The following is a 20,191-nucleotide window of genomic DNA, read 5'->3' on the forward strand; positions in this document are numbered from 1 at the left end:
AATACATATTTATTGAATAAGTATTATTTTTAAGCAAAAAAGTCATATCTAAGTAGTATTCTTCAGCACTTACTCCTCGCCGCCGACTTTTGGCCGTCGCCGTGCCCAGACGGTGCTGCGTTTGGTAAGCGGCAGCTTCGTGAACTGCCCGATGGCGAAAGAAACGTCGTGAGGCTGTCGTTTTACTTTGGAGGCATCCGAACAGTCGATAATCGCATGCTGCGCCGTACCATATTTTGCCTGGTGTTCCAGTGGCGCGATGTTCGGGAAAATGGGCAGGTGTACCAGTTCACCAAAGAGCCGGGGAAAATCGAGCCGACTGGGCATGGCCGCCTGGATGACGTAGTTCGCGTAGTAAAGGACTACCTGTTTTTCCAGTACGGGTACCGAGTGCCGCGTGCGCCGGGTGTAGAGTTGGGCGTAAGGAGCGCGGTACATAGGTGGCCCGGGGATAAATTGAATAGAGACCTGCAAGCGCTTATCACCTTTCACTTTTTGGTCGTGCGCGTTGGAAAGCAGCAGTTCGCGTACCCACGCAAAGTCCGTTACCTCCTCTTCGGGCAGCAACGCCAGGCCAACCTTCCAAAGCAGCTTCACCAGATGCAAGGGTGTGTAGCCGGGGCGGGTTGTGTGAATAGTCAGCTTCTTGTTTTCCTTGTCAATAGTGAAGGGCTTCTTGCCCGTAGTGAAGGCAAGATGCATGGCTTTTTCTCCTACGCTGAGGTTGAATCCCAGCTTATCGTCCTGGTAGCCCGGCACGGTACCTTTTTTGCCCAGAATCTGACTGATAGTCCGGCTGATTCCGAAATAGTTGGCAAAAGTAGTCTCGTACTTGGAAAACCAATTATTGCAGCTGTCGCACTCGAAATGGGTAGCCAGATGGCGGTTGCCCATAAAATCCGGTAATAGGTGGGCCAGCGACTCGAACGTCACCTCGGGCTCGCGCCGCCCGCAGTACCGACAGGTCCGCTGGCTAGGGTCGCCTAAGTAGGTAAGTTCGGCGGTGGGGCCAACGCCTTGCTGAAAATCGTACTGCTCGAAAAACGCGCGGGCGTTCTGTAGCTGGCCTTCGTTGAGCGACAGGTTGAGAACGATATTTCTGAAGCGGACAGGTGTCATGAAGGGTAGGGTAACGGAGTGAATCGGCGAAAGCCTTTAGGTGTTAGCCTAGGCTTTACTCAGGAGTTGGCCGGCCTATCAACCAAGCCCTACAGCGCTTGTGGTATCGTCAGATTGTTTTCTAGTACCTGCTGATTTTCGTTGGCTGAGGAGTGCTGAAACAGATTCAAGTGCAAATGCTGGCAGGTCATCGCGTAGGGAGGAGACGTGGGGGGCAATGCAGACCTGACAACTGTACTCGTCCAGGTCCTAAAAAAAGAGCCCTGGCCAGTAGCCAGGGCTCATCAAATTCAGAAAAGCATTTACTGAATTTCTTCAGCAAAGAGACTTACTTACTGCGCAAATTGTGGGCGCTTTTAGAGGTACGCTTCTTCTCTTTAGCAGCCGAAACGGGGCGGGCGCTTGCCACCAGTTGCTTAGGAGTAATCGTTCGAGGGGTCCGCTCCACCTTAATTGCCGCCGACTTTTCAAAGGAAGTGCGGAATTTAGACACAAGGAATTGCACCCCCTCCTGGTAGGAGTGGCCGGTATCCTTGAACAGGTCCGCCAAAACCGGGTCACGGGTTGCTTTTGGTGCGGTGGCGAATGATTTTGCCATCAGAAGAAAATTCAACGGTAGTTAAACGGTCGTAGAATTCTAAACAGAGTGCCCGTAGCGAGTTGTCACTCACTACCCGACACGTTTCTAAAACGAAGCGACCTCCGTAAAGTTCGGTAACATAACCCACAACCTGGTAATACTTCTCCCGAAAAATTACCAGCCCGTAGACTAAGGTATGAGGCTCGGGTTTGTCTTTCGTCGTTACTTCAATATAGTACGCATTGTAAGCTAAGGCAATAACTTGCATGAGCGAAGCTTGATGCGACGCATCCGCGGCCTTTTTGATAATATGCTCCGCGTGCTCCGGAATTAAAAACAACTCATAGCTGCGACCGGTTTCTGCTATCTTAATTCTCTTATTTTTGGCACGATACATACTTATAATAGTGGGGTTTATAATTCATATTTTCACGCAGTAATACGGTGGGCCTTACGGAAGGAGAAGAGCGAATGTTCTAGGTTATCCTCTCTTCTGCGTCTTACCCAAACCCACCTGACAGAGCGGTATAATGGCGCTTTCCTGCTATGATGACGAACCCACCTAAACTCGCCCCGGAGGCTCATTACGCCCTGCTGTTTCCTCAGCAGGCAATTCCCGCCTGGGCGCTCGAAAAGATGGAGCTGTTTGTGCCTAATGAGTTTATCCTGCGCGAAGAACGGGTGGAAACCGTTCTGGTGACGCAGATTGTCGGGACGGACCATCCGAGCTATGGCAATAAAGTGCGCTGGATAGACCTGCTCACCTGCACGAAGAAAAGCAGCAATTTTGCGCTACGTAATTGGCCCGGCTTTCTGAATGCTAAAACTTCTAACATAACTCTGGCTCACATTGCCGGTACTGATAAGTACTATATCTACTTCGGCGGTAATCACCGAGTCGGCGCACTCAAGCTGGCAGATAAGAAGTACATAACCTGTACTGTCGCAGTGGCTTATCTTACCCCTGCTTTAGCTGGGTGAGGGAAAAAGTTTAAGCTATTGCTTCTTCATTCGAGCACTAGTCCTGCCTGGTACTTCGACGCCGTGAAAAAGGCGCTTATTAAACTGGGAAAACTGAGTCGACACCAACTTAAATCATAACGACCTTTTTGTCGGAAGCTGGCCTACGCTTCACTGCTTTGACGGTGCTGATTGGCTAGCCCCAGCCACGCTGTCCTTAATAGTGCCTGCTTATCGCTATTTATAAAAAGAGGCAAAATTACCGAACTCAGTAGCCGCTGGGGGAGATAAGGAAGGCGCAGGGGCCAGCGTTCAGCCCGCGCCACGGCCAGCACCGGAGCCCAGTGATTGGGGATAGCGGCGTGAAGCAGACTGAGCAGGAGGGTGCCGGTGAGTAGTTCGAGCATGAGCGGGCGCGGAATGGATTAGTCTTCGTCGGCCGTATTCTTGAGCTTGGCCAGCAGCGAATACGCACCCTTGACTACGAACGTCGTGGTAGCCGGCAGATTCGCCGGGCGCTTTACCTCCGTATAGCCGTCTTCGCTGCGGCCGGTAGGCAGGGCTATCATCCGGTAGGAGCCGGCCGGGCTAACCGGTATGAAGCCGTACGTCTGACCGGCGTAGCGTACCACGGCCGCCTCGGGCAGGGTAGGAACGGTGTTGCGGCCCGTTTCAATGGTAGCCCGCACGTAGAGGCCCGGCAGCAAGGCCGGGTCGTTCTCCTGGTCGAGGTGGCCGTGCACCCGCACCGTGCGGTCGGGACCGTTGATGGCGCGGCTGATAAGGTAGACGCGGGCCGTGCGCTCGCGGCCCGCGGCCGAGTCGCTGGGCAGGGCGAAGCGGATGAGCTGGCCGGCCTGAATGCGCGGCACGTCCTTCTCAAACACCGATAGCTCGACGTGCAGGTGGGTGGGGTCTACCAGCTCAAACAGCGCATCGGCGGCCGTCACGCTTTGGCCTACCGTCACGTTCACCGCCCGCACGAACCCGCTGCGCGGGGCCCGCACGGCGGCCGTGCTCACGAGCTGGCCCCCGACCGGCAGGCCGGCCAGCCGCAGCCGGGCGGCCTGGGCCTGGGTTTGCACCCGCAAGGCATCGTATTCGGCCTGCGCCCGCTGGAAATTCTTTTGGGGCGCTACTTCCTGCTGGTAGAGTTCACGCTGGCGGTCCAGGTCGGCTTTGGCGTAGCGCAGGCGGCTAGTGGCTTCGAGGTAGTCCTGTTGCAGCTGCACGAACTCAGGATTGCGGATGATGGCCAGTACCTCCCCCTTGCGCACCCGCGAGCCTTGCAGCAGACTCGTGCTTTCCACGAAGCCGCCCAGGGGGGCAGCCACGGCCAGCGCGCTTTCGGGGGGCACGTCCAGCGTGCCGCTGACGGCCAGGCCAGTGCCCAGGGGGCGTTCTTCGAGGTGGCCCAGCGCCAGGCCCGCGGCCTGCTGCTCAGGGGCCGACAGGCGCACGACATCGGCCGGCGCATCAGCCTCAGGTTTTTCAGTAGCCGCTTCGGCCTTTTCCGCCGTTTTCTCTTTGCCGCCCGACCCGCAGGCAGTAAGCAGCAGCGCGGTCAGCAAGGGAAGTCCCACCCGCCCGAGTCGTGACAACAGCAGGGGAGTAACTTGATTGAATGATGGAAGCATCAGGTGATAAAGCGTTGAATTATTGGGCGTCGCCGGCCAGCAGCGCGTCCAGTTCGATGACGGTTTGGTTATGGGCCAGCAGGGCGCTCAGGTAGTCGGTGCGCAGGCGCAGGGCGCGCTCCAGGTTGAGCAGATATTCCGCATAGCCGGTTTCGCCGGCCTTGAATGCCCGCGTGCTAAGGCGCACAAGCACGGCCGCTTGCGGCAGGCCCGTCTGCTCGTAGAAGCGCAGGCGCTCAATCTGCTCGCGGCGCTGGGCCAGCAACTCATCCAGGCGGCCAGCCAGCTCGGCGCGGTAGCGGGCGTAGCTGATTTGAGCCGTTTGCTCCTGCAAGCGGGCGGCCTGCACCCGCGCCTTTTGGGGGCGGCGGTACAGGGGCATCCCCACGGAGGCCTGCACGCCCTGAAAGCGGTCCCCAGGGCCGTAATCGCGCTCAGTGCCGCCGATACCGCCGACAGTTTGGGGACCCTTCAAGGACTGGTTGAAGTACCCCACCGTGAAGTCGGGTAGCCCCCGCGCTTGTTCCAGGCGGGTTTCCGCCCGGCGCTCCTGAATCTGTTGGGCCAGTACCCGCGCCTGGGGATTGGTTTGAAGTAACGCCGTATCGGCCAGGGCCGGGGCCGCTGCCGTAGCCGTATCCAGTGCTACGGCAGCAGTTGGCACTAGGGGGCGCAACACACTGTCCGCCACCGTCACGGGGCCGGCTTGTTGGAGCAGGGCTTGCAATTGCCGACGCGCCACGGCGTAGTCCGTGCGGGCCTGCCGCACCAAGACGCGGGTTTCACCCTGCTGCACCAGGGCCGTGGCGGGTTCGAGCCGGGCCACTTCGCCGGTTTTGAAGCGCAGGTTGGCCGCCCGCAGAAACTCCGCGTACAGGCTGTCCTGCCCGCGCAGGGTGCGCAGTCGATGGCGGGCGTACACGGCCTGCTCGTAGGCCAGGCGCACCTGCCGGCGTAGTTCTACCCGTGCCTGGGCGAGTTGCAATTCCCGCCCAGTTAGTAGTTGCCCCGCTACCCGCGCCGCGTTGCGGTACACGCCGGGCAGGGCCAAGGGCTGCACAATGGAAAACTGATTGTCTACCCGGTAGGTGTTGTACTGGCCGACCGAGCCGTTAAGGGTCGTTTTACTGAAATCCACGGCCCCGCGTCGCAAGGCTTGTTGCGCCTGCACGGCCCGCTGGGCGGTCTGTACGGTGCCCCCCGCGCCCAAGGCCTGCGTCACGGCCTGGGCCGAGTTCAGGGGCGAGCCAGCCGGGGGCAGCTGCACATCCTGACCCTGCACCCGGCCCGGCAGCAGGGTTGCTAGCCCCATGACCAGCAGTAGGCATACGGTCTGCGCAATAGTGGGGCGCGGCGTGCTCGCCGGGGGTGCCATCGGCTTGGTCGCTCCTTTTTCACTCAGGGCGTACAGCACTGGCAGCACCAGTAGCGTCAGCAGCGTGGCCGTGACCAGGCCGCCGATAACCACCGTGGCCAGGGGCCGCTGCACTTCCGCCCCCGCCGAGGTAGCCAGCGCCATCGGTAAAAAACCCAGGGAGGCGACCGTGGCCGTCATCAGCACCGGCCGCAACCGCACCTCCGTGCCCTTGCGAATGCGCTCGTACAGGTCGGTTACTCCTTCCACCTTGAGCTGGTTGAAGTAGCCGATGAGCACGATGCCGTTGAGCACCGCCACCCCGAACAGGGCAATGAAGCCCACCCCGGCCGGGATGCTGAACGGCATACCCCGCAGCCACAGGGCCAGAACCCCGCCGATGGCCGAGAGGGGAATGGCCGTGAAAATCAGCAGGGCCTGCTTGACCGAGTGGAACGTGAAGAAGAGCAGCACGAAAATGAGCCCCAGCGCCACCGGCACGGCAATGCTGAGCCGGTCGGTGGCCTCGCGCAGGTTCTCGAACTGCCCGCCGTAAGTGGTGTAGTAGCCCGGCGCAAACCGGACTTGCTGGCCTAAGCGCTGCTGCACTTCCCGCACCACCGTTTCCACGTCCCGGCCCCGCACGTTGAAGCCGACCGATACCCGGCGCTTGGTGTCGTCGCGCTGAATCTGGTTTGGCCCCTCGACCAAGGCCACGGTGGCCACCTGCTCCAATGGCACCTGCTGGCCGGTGGGGGTTGCGATAAAGAGCTGGCGCACGCTGTTGATGTCCCGCCGCAGGTCACTGCGCAGGCGCAGCACCAAGTCGTAGCGCCGCTCCTGCTCAAATACCTGCCCGGCCGTCTGGCCAGCGAAGGCGGTTTGCACCGTGCGGTTTACTTCGCCCACGCTCAGCCCGAAGCGAGCCAGGCGGGCGCGGTCGAGGCGCACCACGATTTGGGGCAGGCCGGTGACCTGCTCCACGTACACGTCTTCGGCCCCCGGCACCCGGCGCACCACGGCCCCGGCTTGGCGGGCGTAGTCGGCCAGCTGGGTGAGGTCTTCGCCGAAAATCTTGAGTACCACGTCCTGCTTAGCGCCCGAAATCAGCTCATTGAAGCGCATCTGGATGGGCTGCTGAAAGCCGAAGGTGACGCCGGGAATGATGCCCACGGCGGCGGCCATCTGCTCGGCTAGGTCGGCTTGGTTGTCGGCTTTTTTCCACTTAGCCTGGGGCCGGAGAATAACCATTACGTCGGCTGCTTCGACCGGCATGGGGTCGGTGGGAATCTCGGCCGCGCCGACTTTGGCCACTACTTCCTTGACCTCATCGGGAAACTGCCGCTTGAGAATGCCGGCCGCCTGCTGGCTTTTCTCGACGGTGTATTCCAGCGACGAGCCGGGCAACGTGCGCAGCTCCACTGCGAAATCGCCCTCCGCCAGCTGAGGAATGAATTCCCCGCCCAGGGTGCGGAATAGCAGAAACGCCCCTACTAACAGGGCGACGGCCGAGCCAAGGACGATGGTTTTGTGACGCAGCGCGCCCGCCACCAGCGGGTCGTAGCGTCGGGTAAGCCAGCCCAGCAGCCGGTCGGAGATGGTGACTTTCGGGTCCGCGTTGCGACTCAGCGCCAGCGCCGACATCATGGGCACGTAGGTAAGCGAGAGGATAAAGGCCCCCAGAATGGCGAAGGCCACGGTCTGGGCCATCGGCCGGAACATGCGCCCTTCAATGCCGGCCAGCGCCAGCAAGGGCAGGTATACGATAAGGATGATGATTTCCCCGAAGGCGGCCGAGGAGCGGATTTTGCTCGCGGCCTGGTAGGTTTCCTCGTCCATCTGCTCGCCCGAGAGCCGGCCCGTCAGCCCGGCCCCGCCGCCGTGCAGGCGGTGCACAATGGCCTCGACGATGATGACGGCTCCGTCCACAATAAGCCCGAAGTCAATGGCCCCGAGACTCATCAGGTTGCCCGAGACGCCGAACAGGCGCATCAGGCTGATGGCAAAGAGCATGGCCAACGGGATGACCGAGGCCACCACCAGCCCGGCCCGCCAGTTGCCCAGGAAGAGCACCAGCACGAATACGACGATGAGCGCGCCTTCGAGCAGGTTCTTTTGGACCGTGTGAATGGCGCGGCCCACCAGCTCCGACCGGTCCAGGTATACGTCCACTGTTACCCCCTTTGGCAACGTCTGGCGGATGGTGGCCATGCGCTGCTTGACGGCTCTAATCACGTCGTTGGCGTTGGCCCCTTTTAGCATGAGCACGATGCCTCCGGTTACTTCCCCCTCCTGGTTGCGGGTCATGGCCCCATAGCGCACGGCTGAGCCCAGCTGCACGGTGGCCACGTCGCGCACCAGCACGGGCAGGCCGTTTTGGGTGGTGCGCACCACGATGTTGCCGATGTCGGCCGGGGTTTGAGCCAGCCCCTCGGTGCGGATATAGTAGGCCGTGGGACTGCGGTCGATGTAGGCCCCGCCCGCGTTCTGGTTGCCCTGGCTGACGGCCTGGTACACCTGGTCCACGGTCACCCCGGCCGCTTGCAGGCGCTGGGGGTCCAGGGCTACTTCGTACTGTTTGAGCAGCCCGCCAAAGCTGCTCACGTCGGCCACGCCGGGCGTACCCAGCAGCTGCCGCCGCACTATCCAGTCCTGAATGGTGCGCAGCTCGCGGGCGTCGTACTGCTTTTCGTAGCCCGGCTCGGCCCGCACCAGGTATTGGTAGACCTCGCCCAGGCCGGTGGAAACCGGCGACAGCTCGGGCCGCCCGATGCCGGCCGGAATCTGGCTTTCGGCTTCCAACAGCCGCTCGCTGACTTGCTGGCGCGCCCAGTAAATATCAGTTTTATCTTCAAAAACGATGGTTACGACCGAGAGGCCGAAGCGCGAGAACGAGCGCACCTCCTGGCGGCCAGGAATGGTGGCCACGCTCTGCTCGATGGGAAAGGACACGAGCCGCTCGATGTCGCCGGCTGCTAGCGAAGGAGCCACCGTGTAGACCACCACCTGATTCGTGGTGATGTCGGGCACCGCGTCGATGGGCAGGTGCGTGAGCGAGTAGCCGCCCCAGGCCACCAGGGCCAGGGTCAACAGCCCGATAAGTAGTTTATTGTGGATGGAGAAATGAATCAGCCGGTCGAACATGAAGCCGCTGGGGAGTAAAAAGCCTGACCATAGGAAAGACTTTCCGGCGCGCTCAGCCTTGGCTACCAAGTGAATAGCACGCGAACGCACGGCAGCCAGCCCCGCGTTTGGCAGGGCCGGCCGCAAGAGCCGGAAAGCAAGAAATGGTTAGGCCCCCTGGGGCGGCTGCCACGGAGTGACCGGGGCGCGGGTCTGCACGGCAGGCACGTTCCGCACGCTGAAGCGCTGCGCCGAGTAGGGCGCTACCGGCCGGGCGATGAAGGCCAGGGCCGGAACGGCGGGCATGGCGAAGCCCGCGCAGCAGTGGCACTGGCACAAAGGCGAGCACCAATCGATGCCCCCCTGGGAGGTGCCTCCGTCGTGGTGCGCGGCCCGCACGATAGTCCCCTGCACGAGCGTGGCGCTCGGCTCCACATCGGAGCAGGGCAGGCAGCCGAGCACCGAAAAGTAAAGAGCAAAGAGTAGAGCCAGGACGCGCATTGGGGCAAAGGTACGGAAAGGAGGTAAGTCTTATGGTTCCTAAACTCTGAAAAATCCGACTCAGCCTGAAAATGCCTCGCGGGCTTTTTTTACTCCTTATAATAAGGAGTGCGCCGATGTGGACCCGGCCGTCTGGTTTGGTTGCTATAGACCGGGCTCTTTTGCCCCGAAGCCATCTATAGCAGGGCTGCCAGTTTATCGGCACTGGCCTTCAGTTGAACCTGCCGGAAGTTGTCCAAGACCTGGGTGACCGTTCGGGGCGGATTCTTTAGAAAAGAAACTTGCTGCCGGAAAGCGACCCGCGCCGGCTCTGGATTCAGGTCGATTAGATTGGTGGTAATAACAGCGGGATGCTGGGCCCCGATATCGAACTGGGCCAGCTGGTGCGCCGGAAAATCTTTGAGATTGGCCGTGACGATTATTGTGGCCTGGCACCGCATGGCGGCAGCCAGAATATGTCGGTCGTCCGGGTCAGGTAAATCCAGCGCGGCAAGGAGTGGCTCATCCTGCTTAACCTCGGCAGCTGGAAAAGCCGCCCGCAGTGCCGCGACAGTTTTTTGCAATTGCCCCGCGTTGAGGTCAGCACGGTTTTTAAGCAGGTGGCGCGTCCATTCATCCGGGATGCGGGCGGTCCATTTGGGCGTGTACAAGCCGAAGGAAGCCAGCTGTAGGAGCAGGCCCCGGATGGGCGCTGGGTACAGGGCGCACGCATCCAGCAAGGCAATGAGCCGGGGGAAGGAATCATTCGTAGCCCAGACTCAATTCCTGCGCCTGCTGCGCTAAAAACCGGAGCTGCTGCCGACGCTGCTCGGCCTGCTGGGCTTCGTACTGCAACAGGTCTTGCAGCAGCACCCGCCGATGGCTACCCACCTTTTTAAAGGGCAGCACGCCCTGCTCCAGCATTTTGACCAAGTGGGGCTGGGAAACGTGGAGCATGTCGGCAGCCTGCTGCGTGCTCAGCTCAGCAGCCGAAGGAACAAGCGCAATAGCTTTCCCCTCGGCCATGCTCGACAGAATGAAGCTGAGTAGCTCTAGGGCCTTGCGCGGAATGGTAATGTCCTCGTCACGCCCTGGCAGCCGGATTTTAACTCGGTCCGTTCCTTCGGCCGCAATGGCCCGGGTGAAGCTAAACAAAGAATCCCTGGCTACGCGCTGGTCCTGCAAGGATAGGGTTTCAAGAATGGCTTTCATAATAGCAGCGTAAAGAATCAGGTGCAAACCTGCCAAACGAAATAAACGAAACAAAATTCTGCTTTCACTAGTCAATTCCGGCCCTATCCTGGCTCACGCGCTGCCGCTGGCTATCAGCAGCGTCTACAGGGAAGCCCTACGTCGGGCAAAGGTGGGGCAAGCCAAGCGCGGGAATGCCCAATAAGCACAGCACTTCCGCTAATGAATGGGAGCCAAAACGCCTAGAAGTGCTCCCTATTACCGGGAGCGCTCACCAGGCGCTGGCGAAATAAAAAGCAAACCGTATTTTAAAGCAGTACCCTCAAAAACAAGCTAATAGCGGACACGCTTTCCAAATTTGAACACCTAACCAATCGACCTGTTAAGCAAGCTGCTTGCTTTTGGGCCAGGCACCTGTTCAGGGGCCGTATTTTAGTGCCTTATTTCTCGTTTTCCGCGCCTTATGTCTGCTTTTACTCCGGCGCACCCGGCTGCTATGCCGGCTTCCGACGACCTGCTGGAAGTGCTGTTCAACGTCTCGATGACGGGTGTTATCTTCTTCCAGCCCGTGTTCGCGGCCGACGGAGTTGAAATCGTGGACTTTACCTACGTGCGGCTCAACGCCGCCGCGCAGCAGATGCTCCAGCTGCCCGAGCGGCCCGAGCAGTCGTTTCTGGACCTTTACCCCGATGCCCCGCCCACCGGCGTCTTCGACTTCTATTGCCAGGCGTTCCGGTCGCGTGAGGGCCAGCTGCACCAGCTCAACTACCCGCACGACGGGCTCGACGCCTATTTCTACCTGGCGGCGCGGCGCAGCGGGGCGCTGCTGGTCGTCAGCTTTACCGATACCAACAACCAGCCCCGCCCGGCGGTGGAAGAGGCCCTGCGCCAGGCCCAGGCCCGCGAGCAGGCCGCTCGCGCCGAGGCCGAAGCCCGGCAGCGCGAGCGGCGGGCGGTGTTTGAGCAGGCCCCGCTGGCCCTGGCCCTGCTGCAAGGCCCCACGCACGTGGTGGAGTTTGCCAATGAGCGCATGGCCCGGATATGGGACCGGGCCCAGCGTTTTACGCAGCTTGGGACCATCAAAAGGCAGGCCTTGCAGCGGGGCGAGCAGGCATAGGTCGGCACCACCCATCGCCAGCGGCAACAGCCCCAAGGCGGCCAGACCCCAGTTTTTGCGGGCCTGCACCAGCCCGGCCCCAATCAGCGCGGTGCCGATGGCAACGCGGGCCGCACGGCCCTTGGGAGAGGCAACCAGAAGCAGGAAATTGTCTATAATGGCCAGTAAACAAGAATCGGCGCTTACTTAAAATTTCCCCTTTTATGTTGTGTAAACGCAACATACTGACTGATTTTAGGCCGGTTTATTGCGTTTACACAACATGAATTGGTATAGTCTTTCTGATACGGCCATCCTGCGGGAAGTCGGCACCAGCCTGCGGCAGATTCGGCTCAATCGCAACCAGTCCCAGCAGGCCGTGGCTACGGCGGCGGGCATCGACCGGGCCACGCTCAGCCTGATTGAGCACGGCCGGCCTACTTCGCTGCTAACGTTTGTGCAGCTATTGCGCACGCTGGAGCACCTGGATGTGCTGGAAGGGCTCGTGACCAAGGCCGAGCTTAACCCAGTGGTACTGGCCCGCTTAGCGAAAAAGCAGCGCCGACACGCTTCCGGCCCAGCCGATTCGTCCTCCGCTACGCCCGCCCCTTCCGAATGGTAACGCTGGCCACTATTCGCCTGTGGGGGCAGCCGGTAGGGGTAGTCAGCTGGGATGCCGACCGGGCCCGCGCCACGTTCGCCTACGAGCCCGCGCCACGTTCGCCTACGAGCCCGCCTTCATTCGGTCGCGGCTAGAGGTGGCGCCTTTACAAATGCCGCTGACGCGCGGGGCCGATACAGTGTACGCCTTTCCGCGCCTCAACCCCGAGACGTTCCACGGCCTGCCGGGCCTGCTGGCCGATTCGCTACCCGACCGCTTTGGCAACCAGTTGATTGATGCCTGGCTGGCCCTGCAAGGCCGCAGCCCCGAAGGCTTTTCGCCGGTGGAGCGTCTGTGCTACACGGCCAACCGGGGCATGGGCGCGCTGGAATTTGAGCCGGCGCTGAAAAGCGGGGCGGCTACCGGCTCGGAAGCGGTCGAAATAGCGGCCCTCGTTGAACTGGCGCAGCAAGTGCTTGACCAGCGGGAAGGCCTGCACGTCAACCTGCGCCACGAGTCGACCGAGGCGCTGGCCGCCCTGCTGGCCGTGGGTACATCGGCCGGCGGCGCCCGCCCCAAGGCGCTGATTGCCTATAACGACGCCACGGGCGAAGTGCGCTCGGGCCAGGTGACGGCCCCGGCAGACTTCGGCTACTGGCTGCTGAAGCTGGATGGGGTGCGTGACCAGGTAGTAGCTGACCCTCAAGATTTTGGGCGGGTGGAATACGCCTATTACCACATGGCCATCGCCAGCGGCCTCGACATGACGGAGTGCCGCCTGTACGAGGAGAATGAGCGGGCACACTTCATGACGCGCCGCTTTGACCGCACGGCGACGGGCGAAAAGCTGCACGCCCAGACGCTGTGCGCCCTTGGCCACTTCGACTACAACCAACCCGCCACCTACTCTTACGAGCAGGCCTTTCAGGTGCTACGCCAACTGCGCCTGCCCTACCCGGCCGCCGAGCAGCTGTTTCGCCGAATGGTCTTCAACATTGTGGCCCGCAACCAGGACGACCACACCAAGAATATTTCGTTCCTGATGGATGCGGCGGGCCAGTGGCAGCTGGCTCCGGCGTATGATGTGGCGTATTCTTACAAGCCCGGCAACCGCTGGCTGATGCAGCACCAGCTATCGGTCAACGGCAAGCGCGACCACTTCACGCGGGCGGATTTGCGCCAAGTAGCCAAGGAGATGAACGTGCGCCGGGCAGATGAACTGGTGGATGAGATACTGGCGCAGGTAGCCCACTGGCCGGCGTTTGCCGCCGCTGCCGGCGTAGCCGAAGGGCGGGTGGCTGAAATTGGCGCGGCGCACCGGCAACTACGTTGAGCAAGCCTGTTTAACCAGTTAGCTGTTCGCGTAGCAAACGCGAAAAAGGCCGTTTGGGCTACCAAAAAATCCTTCTCCGGTCGGCCTTTCTCCGGTTGCCCTAGCCCTGGCCCTACCTTTGGCCCATGCGCACAGAGCGGCCTTTTTCAGCAAACCAATCCGACCGGCCCCTGGTGGCGGGGCCGGTGATTGCGCTGGCCTGGCTGCTGTTCAGCGGCTTTATGGTGCTGCTGATTTTCGTACAAAACCTCTCGGCCGGCACGCCTACCAACTGGGGTGAGGCGCTGGGCGGGCGCTTGCTGCACGGGCTGATTTGGGGACTGCTCACGCCGGTGGTGTTTGCGCTGGCGGCCCGCTTCGACCTCACCGAGCGGCGGCGGTGGCTGCCCAAGCTGCTGGCGCACGCGGCGGCCAGCTACGGGCTCACCCTGACCTATCGCCTCGTGTATGCCGGGGCGATGGACGCAGCCGGAGCCCTGCCGGGCGGCTTTTCGCTGGCCAGCGTGGTGGCCAATGCTAATAACTGGGTGCCCATTTACTGGATGCTGCTCTGCATTGCCTATGCGGTGCAGTACCGCGAGCGGTTTCGGGAGGGCCAGCTGCGAGCGGCCCAGCTTGAAACCCAGCTGGTGCAGGCCCAGCTGCAGGCGCTGAAAATGCAGCTTCAGCCCCATTTCCTGTTCAACTCGCTCAACGCCGTATCCGCTTTGATGAGCGCCGACGTGAAGGCGGCCCGCCGGATGCTGGCCCAGCTCAGCCAGTTTCTGCGACTGGTGCTCGACGGCGCCGATGCCCACGAGGTGACCCTGGCCCAGGAGCTGCACCTCACGCGCCTCTACCTCACAATCGAGCAAACCCGCTTCCCCGACCGCTTGGCCGTGGCGTACGACATCGACCCCGGCACCGAGGGCGCGCTGCTGCCCGCCCTGCTCTTGCAGCCGGTGGTGGAAAACGCCGTGCGCCACGGCCTGGCCCCGCAAGCGGGGGCGGGCGAGCTGGCCATCAGTGCCCGGCGGGCCGGCACCCGCCTGCTGGTGCAGGTGCGGGACAACGGTCGGGGCACCGCCGACACCGCCGCCCGCGGCCTGGGCCTGCGCAACCTCGAAAGCCGCCTGGCCACCCGCTACGGCCCCGACTACGCCGTGACCGTGGACACGGCCCCCGGACAGGGCTACTGCCTGCGGCTGTCGCTGCCCTTCGTGGCCGCCGCGCCGGCCGCCCAACCTAGCGTACCTGCATGAGCCCGAGCATCCGCACCCTGCTGGTCGATGATGAGCCGCTGGCCCGCCACTTGTTGGGCGAGCTACTGGCCGACTTTCCCGCCCTGGTCGTGGCCGGCGAGTGTGCCAACGGCCCCGAGGCCCTGGCTGCCCTACAAGCCGGTGGCTACGACGTGGTGTTTCTGGACGTGCAGATGCCCGGCCTCGACGGGGTGCAGGTGCTGCAACAGCTGCGGGCCGCTGGCCAGCCCCTGCCGCTGGTGGTGTTCGTGACCGCCTACGACCAGTACGCCGTGGCCGCCTTCGGCCTGCACGCGGTCGATTACCTGCTCAAGCCCCTCGACCCCGACCGCTTTGCCGACTGCGTGCGCCGGGTGCAGCAGCAGCTAGCCCAGCGCGACAGCCACGCCGCCGGGGCCGACCTGGCGGCCCTGCTCCGCGCCTGGCCCCCGGCCGCCCCTACCCCGCCGCCCGCCTACCAGGACCGCTTCCTGGTGAAGCAGCCGGAGCGGCAGTTTTTCGTGCCCGCCGCCGACGTGTGCTACCTCGAAGCCACCAGCAGCGGCGTGCTGCTGCACCTGACCGGGACCGCCCACCCCCTGCGGGCCACCCTGGCCCAGCTGGCCGAGCGCCTCGACCCGGCCCATTTCCTGCGCATCCACCGCTCGGTTATCATTCACACCGAGCACATTGTGGAGTTTAAGCCGTGGGCGCACGGCGAGTATGTGTTTCGAATGGCCAATGGGCTGCACGTCACGTCCTCACGCAGCTACAACGCGGCTATTCAGCAGTTCTTAAAGCGTTTTGCTTAGCTACCGGGGACCAAAAAAGCCAACTCGGCCTCCAATAAGGCCATCCCACCCCGCCTCCCCACCGCCCGCGCCACGTAGCCCGTAGGTTTGACCACGCAAACGCTACCAACCCCCGTGAAAAATATCCTCCTGTTTTTCGGCCTCCTGCTCGGGGCTACCTCCGCCGTTCAGGCCCAGCACCACATGGCCGGCATGAGCCACGCCGGCATGACCGGCATGGCGATGCCCGCCGCCAAACCCGGCAGCCCGGTGGCCGCCTTCCAGCACGGCATGGACTCGGTGATGGTGGTGATGGACGAAGGCATGCGCCGCATGGACGGGGCTAGCCCCGCCGACATCGACGCCAGCTTTGCGGCCATGATGGTACCGCACCACCAAGGGGCCGTGGATATGGCCCGCCTGCAGCTACTCTACGGCAAGGACCCGGCCCTGCGCCGCCTGGCCCAGAGTATCATCGCCGAGCAGCAGGTCGAGATTCAGCAGATGCAGGCCTGGCTCAAGCAGCACCCGGCCAAGCCCTAGGTGGAGTGTAGCGCGGACGCTGTGAGTCCGCGCGTTGCCCGATTACCCTACGCGCGGACTTGCAGAGTCCACGCTACATTCTTATTGTCCATGAAATATCTTCTCCTGCCCGCCCTGCTGCTGGCCGGCACCGCCGCCCGCGCCCAGGCCGTGAGCCACCGCGACCGGGTGTACACCGCCGACCAGATTTCCAACACGGTGTCCGTCATTGACCCGGCCGATAATAAGCTGCTGGGCCAGGTGATACTGGGCAAGCCGCAGCCCGATTTAACGTCGGCCCTCTACCGGGGGCAGGCGCTGGTGCACGGCCTGGGCGCCTCGCCCGACCATCGGCTGCTGGCCGTGGTGTCGGTGGGCTCCAACAACGTCACGTTTATCGAAACGGCCACCAACGCCATCAAGGGCAGCGTGTACGTGGGCCGCGCCCCGCACGAGCCCACCTTCCGGCCCGATGGCAAGGAAGTGTGGGTGACGGTGCGCGGCGAGGACTACCTCTCCGTGATTGATGCCGCCACGCTGCGCGAAACCCGCCGCGTGCAGGTGCCCAACGGGCCGGGCCAAATCGCATTCAGCCCCGATGGCAAGCGGGCCTTCGTGTGCTCCAGCTTCTCGCCCGAGCTGGCGGTGATTGACGTGGCTACCTACCAGGTTATCAAGAAAATACCCGTCGTCAGCCCGTTCTCGCCCAACATCTTCCCCAGCAAGGACGGCCAGCAAATCTGGTTTACGCACAAGGACGTGGGCAAGGTGTCGGTGCTCGATACCAAAACACTGACCATCAGCGGGGTACTAACTACCGGCCCCATCACCAACCACGTGACCACCGTGGACCTGCCCACCGGCAAGCTGGCCTACGTGACGGTGGGCGGCGAAGACGTGGTGAAAGTGTACAGCCGCGAGCCGGGCTTCAAGCAGCTGGCGACCATTGCGGTGGGGGCCAATCCGCACGGCATCTGGCCCGCGGGCGATGGCAGCCGGGTGTACGTGGGCCTCGAAAACGGCGATTCGGCCGTGGCCGTGAGCACGGCCACCAACCGGGTGCTGGGCAAAATCAAGGTCGGCCAGGCCCCCATGGCCCTGATGTACGTGCCCGATGCCGTGCCCTCGGGCGTGGCCAGCGCGGCCAACCTCGGCCAGCAGCTCATCGACCAGCCCACCGTCATCCGCAACCTGCGCCCCCCTACCCCCGGCCCTGCCGCCGGCACCATGAACCTGCGCTCGGAAGGCCTCGTGGACCTGGCCACCTTCAACCTGCGCGCCCTGGCCCCGAATACCGATTACGACATCTTCCTCACCAACTCCGCCCAGGCCCCCTACGCCCGCGACTATCCCCTCACCACCGTGCACACCGATGCCAAGGGCGGCGCCATGGGCCAGGCGCTCGGCCCCGTGCAGCGCATCGCCAGCGGCGATTTGCACCCGGCCGGCAAGGCATTTACGCGAGTGGTGGTGGCCCCGAAAGCAACCGACGGCCCACCGGCGCTGGTGAGCGAGTAGACGGGTTTTTCAGGCCATAATGCGGACTTTTATCCTCCAGGCTGCCGTGGTGGACAACGCAAGCAAAACCGGCCGCGCTACCCAAGTGGTGCCAATCAGCCCCGCGGCCAACTGCTGACGCCCGTGCCCCGTTGAAGTACTAGTAGGCGATGCCTCCCGTTCGGGATGCGCGTGGTGCGCTATTACGGATTGTTTACGAACTGCTTTATGGAAAAGACTACGCATACCCCGGGCCAGGGTCTGAGCCGCCGGGCCGTTTTGAGTGGCTTGGTACCGGCCCTGGCCGTGGCCGGTACTTCGTCGGCCTGGGCCAGCGCCGCGCCTGTTGCCAGCCCCCCGGCCGCCCTGGGCCGCGGCACGTTCCCGGGCCTCATCACCCGCGAGAAAGAGCCGCTGAACCTGGAATTGCCCTTCCCCACGCTGGAAGACCGGCTGGTGTCCAATAACCGTTTCTACGTGCGCAGCCACTTCCACATTCCCACGATAGCGGCGGCAAGCTGGCAGCTCAGCGTCGAGGGCGAGGTGCGCAATTTATTAAAAATCAGCTACGACGAGCTGCGCAAGATGCCCTCTAAAACCGTGACGGCTACCCTGGAATGCGCCGGCAACGGCCGTGCCCGGCTCGCCCCAAAGGTCAAGGGCCTGCTTTGGGAGCAGGGCGGCGTGGGCAACGCCACTTGGACGGGCGTACCCCTCTCGGCGCTGCTGGAGCGGGCCGGGGTGAAGCCGGGGGCCGTGGAAATCATCTTCGAAGGTACCGACCAGGGCGAAGTCACCGAAGAACCCAAGTCGCCGGGCGCCATCCACTTTGCCCGTAGCCTGCCGCTGGCCAAGGCCCGGCAGCCCGAGGTGCTGGTGGCCTACCTCATGAACGGCCAGCCCCTACCCCCCGAGCACGGCTTCCCGGTGCGGCTGGTGGTACCCGGCTGGTACGGCATGGCCTCGGTGAAATGGCTCAGCAAAATCATGGTCAGCGCCGTGCCCTACGACGGCTACTGGCAAACCCTGGAATACGCCTACTGGAAGCGCGAGCGCGGCCTGCCCACCCTCACGCCCGTGACGGAAATGCTGGTAAAAGCCGAAATAGCCCGCCCCGCCTTGCACGAAGAAGTGCCCGCCGGCCAGCCCTACCGCGTGTACGGCGCGGCCTGGACCGGCGAGAGCGAGGTCACCCGCGTGGAAGTCAGCACCGACAACGGCGGCAGCTGGCAGCCCGCCCAGCTCCTCGAAGCCGCCGTGCCCTTCGCCTGGCGCTTCTGGGAGTTCAGCTGGACGCCGCCTGCCGCGCCGGGCCGCTACACTTTGCAGGCCCGCGCCACCGACCGCGCCGGCCACACCCAGCCCACCGCGCACGACCCCGACCGCCGCACCTACATGGTCAATAAAATCGGGGCCGTGGAGGTAATCGTATCCTAAAGCCCGCGCCGCCACTCCTGCCGAAGGCCCCTGCCGCACCCTGCGCCAGGGGCCTTTTTGCGGCTGCCAAGTCCGCGTCCTGGCCGCCACGCAGCTAGCAGACAGCTATTAGCCAGCCGCTTCGCTGGCTAATAGCTGGCGGCGGTGCACCCGAAAGCGCCACCCGCCCAGCGCCAGCACCACGGCCGCTACGGCCAGCGCCGTGTAGCCCAGCCGCCCGCCCCGCTCGGGGTGCAGCTGCAACAGCGCCAGGCCAAAGCCCACCAGCGCTAGGCTGGTGCGCACGTAGGTAAACAGGGTGCGCTCGTTGGCCAGGCGCGTGCGTTGCAGGGCCAGCCGGTCGGACAGTGGTAGGGCAGGCTTGGGGGTGGAAGCGGGCATAAGGAAGGCAGAAAATGACTTTGAAACGGAGGCTAACCGCAGTAGGTCAAAGTAGCAGGCTTATGCTGGGCGGCAGGTGGGGTGTCCGCCGCTGGTATTTCCTCAGGATTCCCTCAAATTTGGGCGCGAGCTTGCCACTGTTTAACCCTGCCACCCGCCATGCCCCTCCCCCTTCACCGCGAGCAGCACCTGACCAGCTCGGCCGTGCTGCAAGACATTGTTATCGGCCTTTCCGACGGGCTGACCGTGCCCTTTGCCCTGGCCGCCGGCCTGAGCGGGGCGGTGCAGTCGTCGGGGCTGGTTATTACGGCGGGCCTGTCCGAAATCGTGGCCGGCTCCATTGCCATGGGCCTGGGCGGCTACCTGGCCGGCCGCACCGAGGTGGAGCACTACGCCGCCGAGCAGGCCCGCGAGCAGGCCGAAGTGCGCACCGTGCCCGCCACCGAGCGCCAGGAGGTGCAGGAGCTGCTGGTGGGTATGGGCCTCTCGGCGGCCACCGCCGCCCAGGCCACCGACGAGCTGGTGCAGGACCCCGCCCAGTGGGTGCGCTTCATGATGAAGTACGAGCTGGGCCTGGAAGAGCCCGACCCGCGCCAGGCCCCCAAGAGTGCGCTCACCATTGCCGGGGCCTACGCCGTGGGCGGGCTGATTCCGCTCAGCGCCTACTTCTTCACCGCGACCCCGCAGCACGGGCTGCTGTGGTCGGCCCTGATTACGCTGGGCTGCCTGCTGGCGTTTGGCTACTTCCGCAGCCGCCTCACCGGTCAGCCACCCGTGGCGGGCGCCCTGAAAATGGCCGGTACCGGGGCCGCTGCCGCTGGGGCGGCTTTTCTGGCGGCGCGGCTATTTACAAGCGGTTAGCTCTCCTA

The 20,191-nt window shown here is 63.1% G+C and carries 18 protein-coding genes; 10 read left to right on the forward strand and 8 right to left on the reverse strand.

Features of this window, described 5'->3' with window-relative positions; all coding sequences use genetic code 11:
* Positions 1–69: 69 nt before the first annotated feature.
* Together FNT36_RS24270 and FNT36_RS24280 are read right to left on the reverse strand one after the other, a co-directional pair.
* Complete coding sequence (locus FNT36_RS24270) at positions 70–1,119, reverse strand: HNH endonuclease (RefSeq protein ID WP_144853155.1); 1,050 nt, start codon at positions 1,117–1,119, stop codon at positions 70–72.
* 557 nt (positions 1,120–1,676) lie between these two features.
* Complete coding sequence (locus FNT36_RS24280; protein WP_144853159.1) at positions 1,677–2,096, reverse strand: hypothetical protein; 420 nt, start codon at positions 2,094–2,096, stop codon at positions 1,677–1,679.
* A gap of 149 nt (positions 2,097–2,245) precedes the next feature.
* Between FNT36_RS24280 and FNT36_RS24285 the strand changes: the two genes are divergently transcribed.
* Positions 2,246–2,680 carry a hypothetical protein gene (locus FNT36_RS24285; protein WP_144853161.1) on the forward strand — a complete coding sequence of 145 codons (435 nt, stop codon included), beginning with the start codon at positions 2,246–2,248 and terminating at the stop codon, positions 2,678–2,680.
* Positions 2,681–3,084: 404 nt separating this feature from the next.
* Here FNT36_RS24285 and FNT36_RS24290 read toward each other — a convergent pair whose 3' ends face one another.
* The 5 genes from FNT36_RS24290 to FNT36_RS24310 form a co-directional block, all read right to left on the reverse strand.
* Positions 3,085–4,296, reverse strand: coding sequence for an efflux RND transporter periplasmic adaptor subunit (locus FNT36_RS24290; protein ID WP_144853163.1), 1,212 nt, complete (start codon positions 4,294–4,296; stop codon positions 3,085–3,087).
* Between the two features lie 19 nt (positions 4,297–4,315).
* On the reverse strand, positions 4,316–8,794 hold the full coding sequence (locus tag FNT36_RS24295; RefSeq protein WP_144853165.1) for a CusA/CzcA family heavy metal efflux RND transporter: 4,479 nt from the start codon (positions 8,792–8,794) through the stop codon (positions 4,316–4,318).
* A gap of 147 nt (positions 8,795–8,941) precedes the next feature.
* Positions 8,942–9,274: a DUF6660 family protein gene (locus tag FNT36_RS24300; RefSeq protein WP_144853167.1), complete on the reverse strand. Its 333-nt coding sequence runs from the start codon at positions 9,272–9,274 to the stop codon at positions 8,942–8,944.
* 176 nt (positions 9,275–9,450) lie between these two features.
* The gene (locus FNT36_RS24305) at positions 9,451–9,993 is read right to left on the reverse strand and encodes a PIN domain-containing protein (RefSeq protein WP_157569774.1); all 543 of its coding nucleotides are present in this window, start codon (positions 9,991–9,993) and stop codon (positions 9,451–9,453) included.
* A gap of 22 nt (positions 9,994–10,015) precedes the next feature.
* Positions 10,016–10,465, reverse strand: a complete 450-nt coding sequence (locus tag FNT36_RS24310) for a helix-turn-helix domain-containing protein (RefSeq protein ID WP_144853171.1) — start codon at positions 10,463–10,465, stop codon at positions 10,016–10,018.
* A 442-nt stretch (positions 10,466–10,907) separates the two neighbouring features.
* Between FNT36_RS24310 and FNT36_RS24315 the strand changes: the two genes are divergently transcribed.
* The 8 genes from FNT36_RS24315 to FNT36_RS24350 all read left to right on the forward strand — a co-directional run bounded on the left by FNT36_RS24315 (position 10,908) and on the right by FNT36_RS24350 (position 18,941).
* Positions 10,908–11,561 carry a PAS domain-containing protein gene (locus FNT36_RS24315; protein WP_144853173.1) on the forward strand — a complete coding sequence of 218 codons (654 nt, stop codon included), beginning with the start codon at positions 10,908–10,910 and terminating at the stop codon, positions 11,559–11,561.
* 262 nt (positions 11,562–11,823) lie between these two features.
* The gene (locus FNT36_RS24320) at positions 11,824–12,162 is read left to right on the forward strand and encodes a helix-turn-helix transcriptional regulator (RefSeq protein ID WP_144853175.1); all 339 of its coding nucleotides are present in this window, start codon (positions 11,824–11,826) and stop codon (positions 12,160–12,162) included.
* Between the two features lie 136 nt (positions 12,163–12,298).
* Positions 12,299–13,474: a type II toxin-antitoxin system HipA family toxin gene (locus tag FNT36_RS24325; RefSeq protein ID WP_233636201.1), complete on the forward strand. Its 1,176-nt coding sequence runs from the start codon at positions 12,299–12,301 to the stop codon at positions 13,472–13,474.
* A gap of 125 nt (positions 13,475–13,599) precedes the next feature.
* A complete protein-coding gene (locus FNT36_RS24330) occupies positions 13,600–14,715 on the forward strand; it encodes a sensor histidine kinase (RefSeq protein WP_144853177.1) in 1,116 nt (371 codons plus the stop codon).
* The gene (locus FNT36_RS24335) at positions 14,712–15,506 is read left to right on the forward strand and encodes a LytR/AlgR family response regulator transcription factor (protein WP_144853179.1); all 795 of its coding nucleotides are present in this window, start codon (positions 14,712–14,714) and stop codon (positions 15,504–15,506) included. The genes FNT36_RS24330 and FNT36_RS24335 overlap by 4 nt, the downstream gene beginning before the upstream one ends.
* 114 nt (positions 15,507–15,620) lie before the next feature.
* A complete protein-coding gene (gene copM / locus FNT36_RS24340) occupies positions 15,621–16,028 on the forward strand; it encodes a CopM family metallochaperone (protein WP_198173003.1) in 408 nt (135 codons plus the stop codon).
* Between the two features lie 90 nt (positions 16,029–16,118).
* Positions 16,119–17,525 carry a YncE family protein gene (locus FNT36_RS24345; protein WP_144853181.1) on the forward strand — a complete coding sequence of 469 codons (1,407 nt, stop codon included), beginning with the start codon at positions 16,119–16,121 and terminating at the stop codon, positions 17,523–17,525.
* 207 nt (positions 17,526–17,732) lie between these two features.
* Entirely contained in the window at positions 17,733–18,941 is a 1,209-nt protein-coding gene (locus tag FNT36_RS24350) for a sulfite oxidase (RefSeq protein ID WP_144853183.1), read from the forward strand.
* A gap of 108 nt (positions 18,942–19,049) precedes the next feature.
* On the opposite strand, the gene FNT36_RS24355 is transcribed toward FNT36_RS24350, so the two are convergent.
* Positions 19,050–19,322 (reverse strand): DUF202 domain-containing protein, encoded by a 273-nt coding sequence (locus FNT36_RS24355; RefSeq protein ID WP_144853185.1) that lies wholly within the window; start codon positions 19,320–19,322, stop codon positions 19,050–19,052.
* Positions 19,323–19,481: 159 nt separating this feature from the next.
* Here FNT36_RS24355 and FNT36_RS24360 point away from each other — a divergent pair, with 159 nt between their 5' ends.
* Positions 19,482–20,183 (forward strand): VIT1/CCC1 transporter family protein, encoded by a 702-nt coding sequence (locus FNT36_RS24360; protein WP_144853187.1) that lies wholly within the window; start codon positions 19,482–19,484, stop codon positions 20,181–20,183.
* Positions 20,184–20,191 lie beyond the last annotated feature (8 nt).

Source organism: Hymenobacter setariae, from assembly GCF_007713685.1.
Classification (GTDB): Bacteria; Bacteroidota; Bacteroidia; order Cytophagales; family Hymenobacteraceae; genus Hymenobacter; species Hymenobacter setariae.

Coding starts and splice junctions, on each gene's coding strand:
- FNT36_RS24270 (WP_144853155.1), bottom strand. CDS start 1,119: ATGACACCTGTCCGCTTCAGAAATATCGTTCTCAACCTGTCGCTCAAC.
- FNT36_RS24280 (WP_144853159.1), bottom strand. CDS start 2,096: ATGTATCGTGCCAAAAATAAGAGAATTAAGATAGCAGAAACCGGTCGC.
- FNT36_RS24285 (WP_144853161.1), top strand. CDS start 2,246: ATGATGACGAACCCACCTAAACTCGCCCCGGAGGCTCATTACGCCCTG.
- FNT36_RS24290 (WP_144853163.1), bottom strand. CDS start 4,296: ATGCTTCCATCATTCAATCAAGTTACTCCCCTGCTGTTGTCACGACTC.
- FNT36_RS24295 (WP_144853165.1), bottom strand. CDS start 8,794: ATGTTCGACCGGCTGATTCATTTCTCCATCCACAATAAACTACTTATC.
- FNT36_RS24300 (WP_144853167.1), bottom strand. CDS start 9,274: ATGCGCGTCCTGGCTCTACTCTTTGCTCTTTACTTTTCGGTGCTCGGC.
- FNT36_RS24310 (WP_144853171.1), bottom strand. CDS start 10,465: ATGAAAGCCATTCTTGAAACCCTATCCTTGCAGGACCAGCGCGTAGCC.
- FNT36_RS24315 (WP_144853173.1), top strand. CDS start 10,908: ATGTCTGCTTTTACTCCGGCGCACCCGGCTGCTATGCCGGCTTCCGAC.
- FNT36_RS24320 (WP_144853175.1), top strand. CDS start 11,824: ATGAATTGGTATAGTCTTTCTGATACGGCCATCCTGCGGGAAGTCGGC.
- FNT36_RS24330 (WP_144853177.1), top strand. CDS start 13,600: ATGCGCACAGAGCGGCCTTTTTCAGCAAACCAATCCGACCGGCCCCTG.
- FNT36_RS24335 (WP_144853179.1), top strand. CDS start 14,712: ATGAGCCCGAGCATCCGCACCCTGCTGGTCGATGATGAGCCGCTGGCC.
- FNT36_RS24345 (WP_144853181.1), top strand. CDS start 16,119: ATGAAATATCTTCTCCTGCCCGCCCTGCTGCTGGCCGGCACCGCCGCC.
- FNT36_RS24350 (WP_144853183.1), top strand. CDS start 17,733: ATGGAAAAGACTACGCATACCCCGGGCCAGGGTCTGAGCCGCCGGGCC.
- FNT36_RS24355 (WP_144853185.1), bottom strand. CDS start 19,322: ATGCCCGCTTCCACCCCCAAGCCTGCCCTACCACTGTCCGACCGGCTG.
- FNT36_RS24360 (WP_144853187.1), top strand. CDS start 19,482: ATGCCCCTCCCCCTTCACCGCGAGCAGCACCTGACCAGCTCGGCCGTG.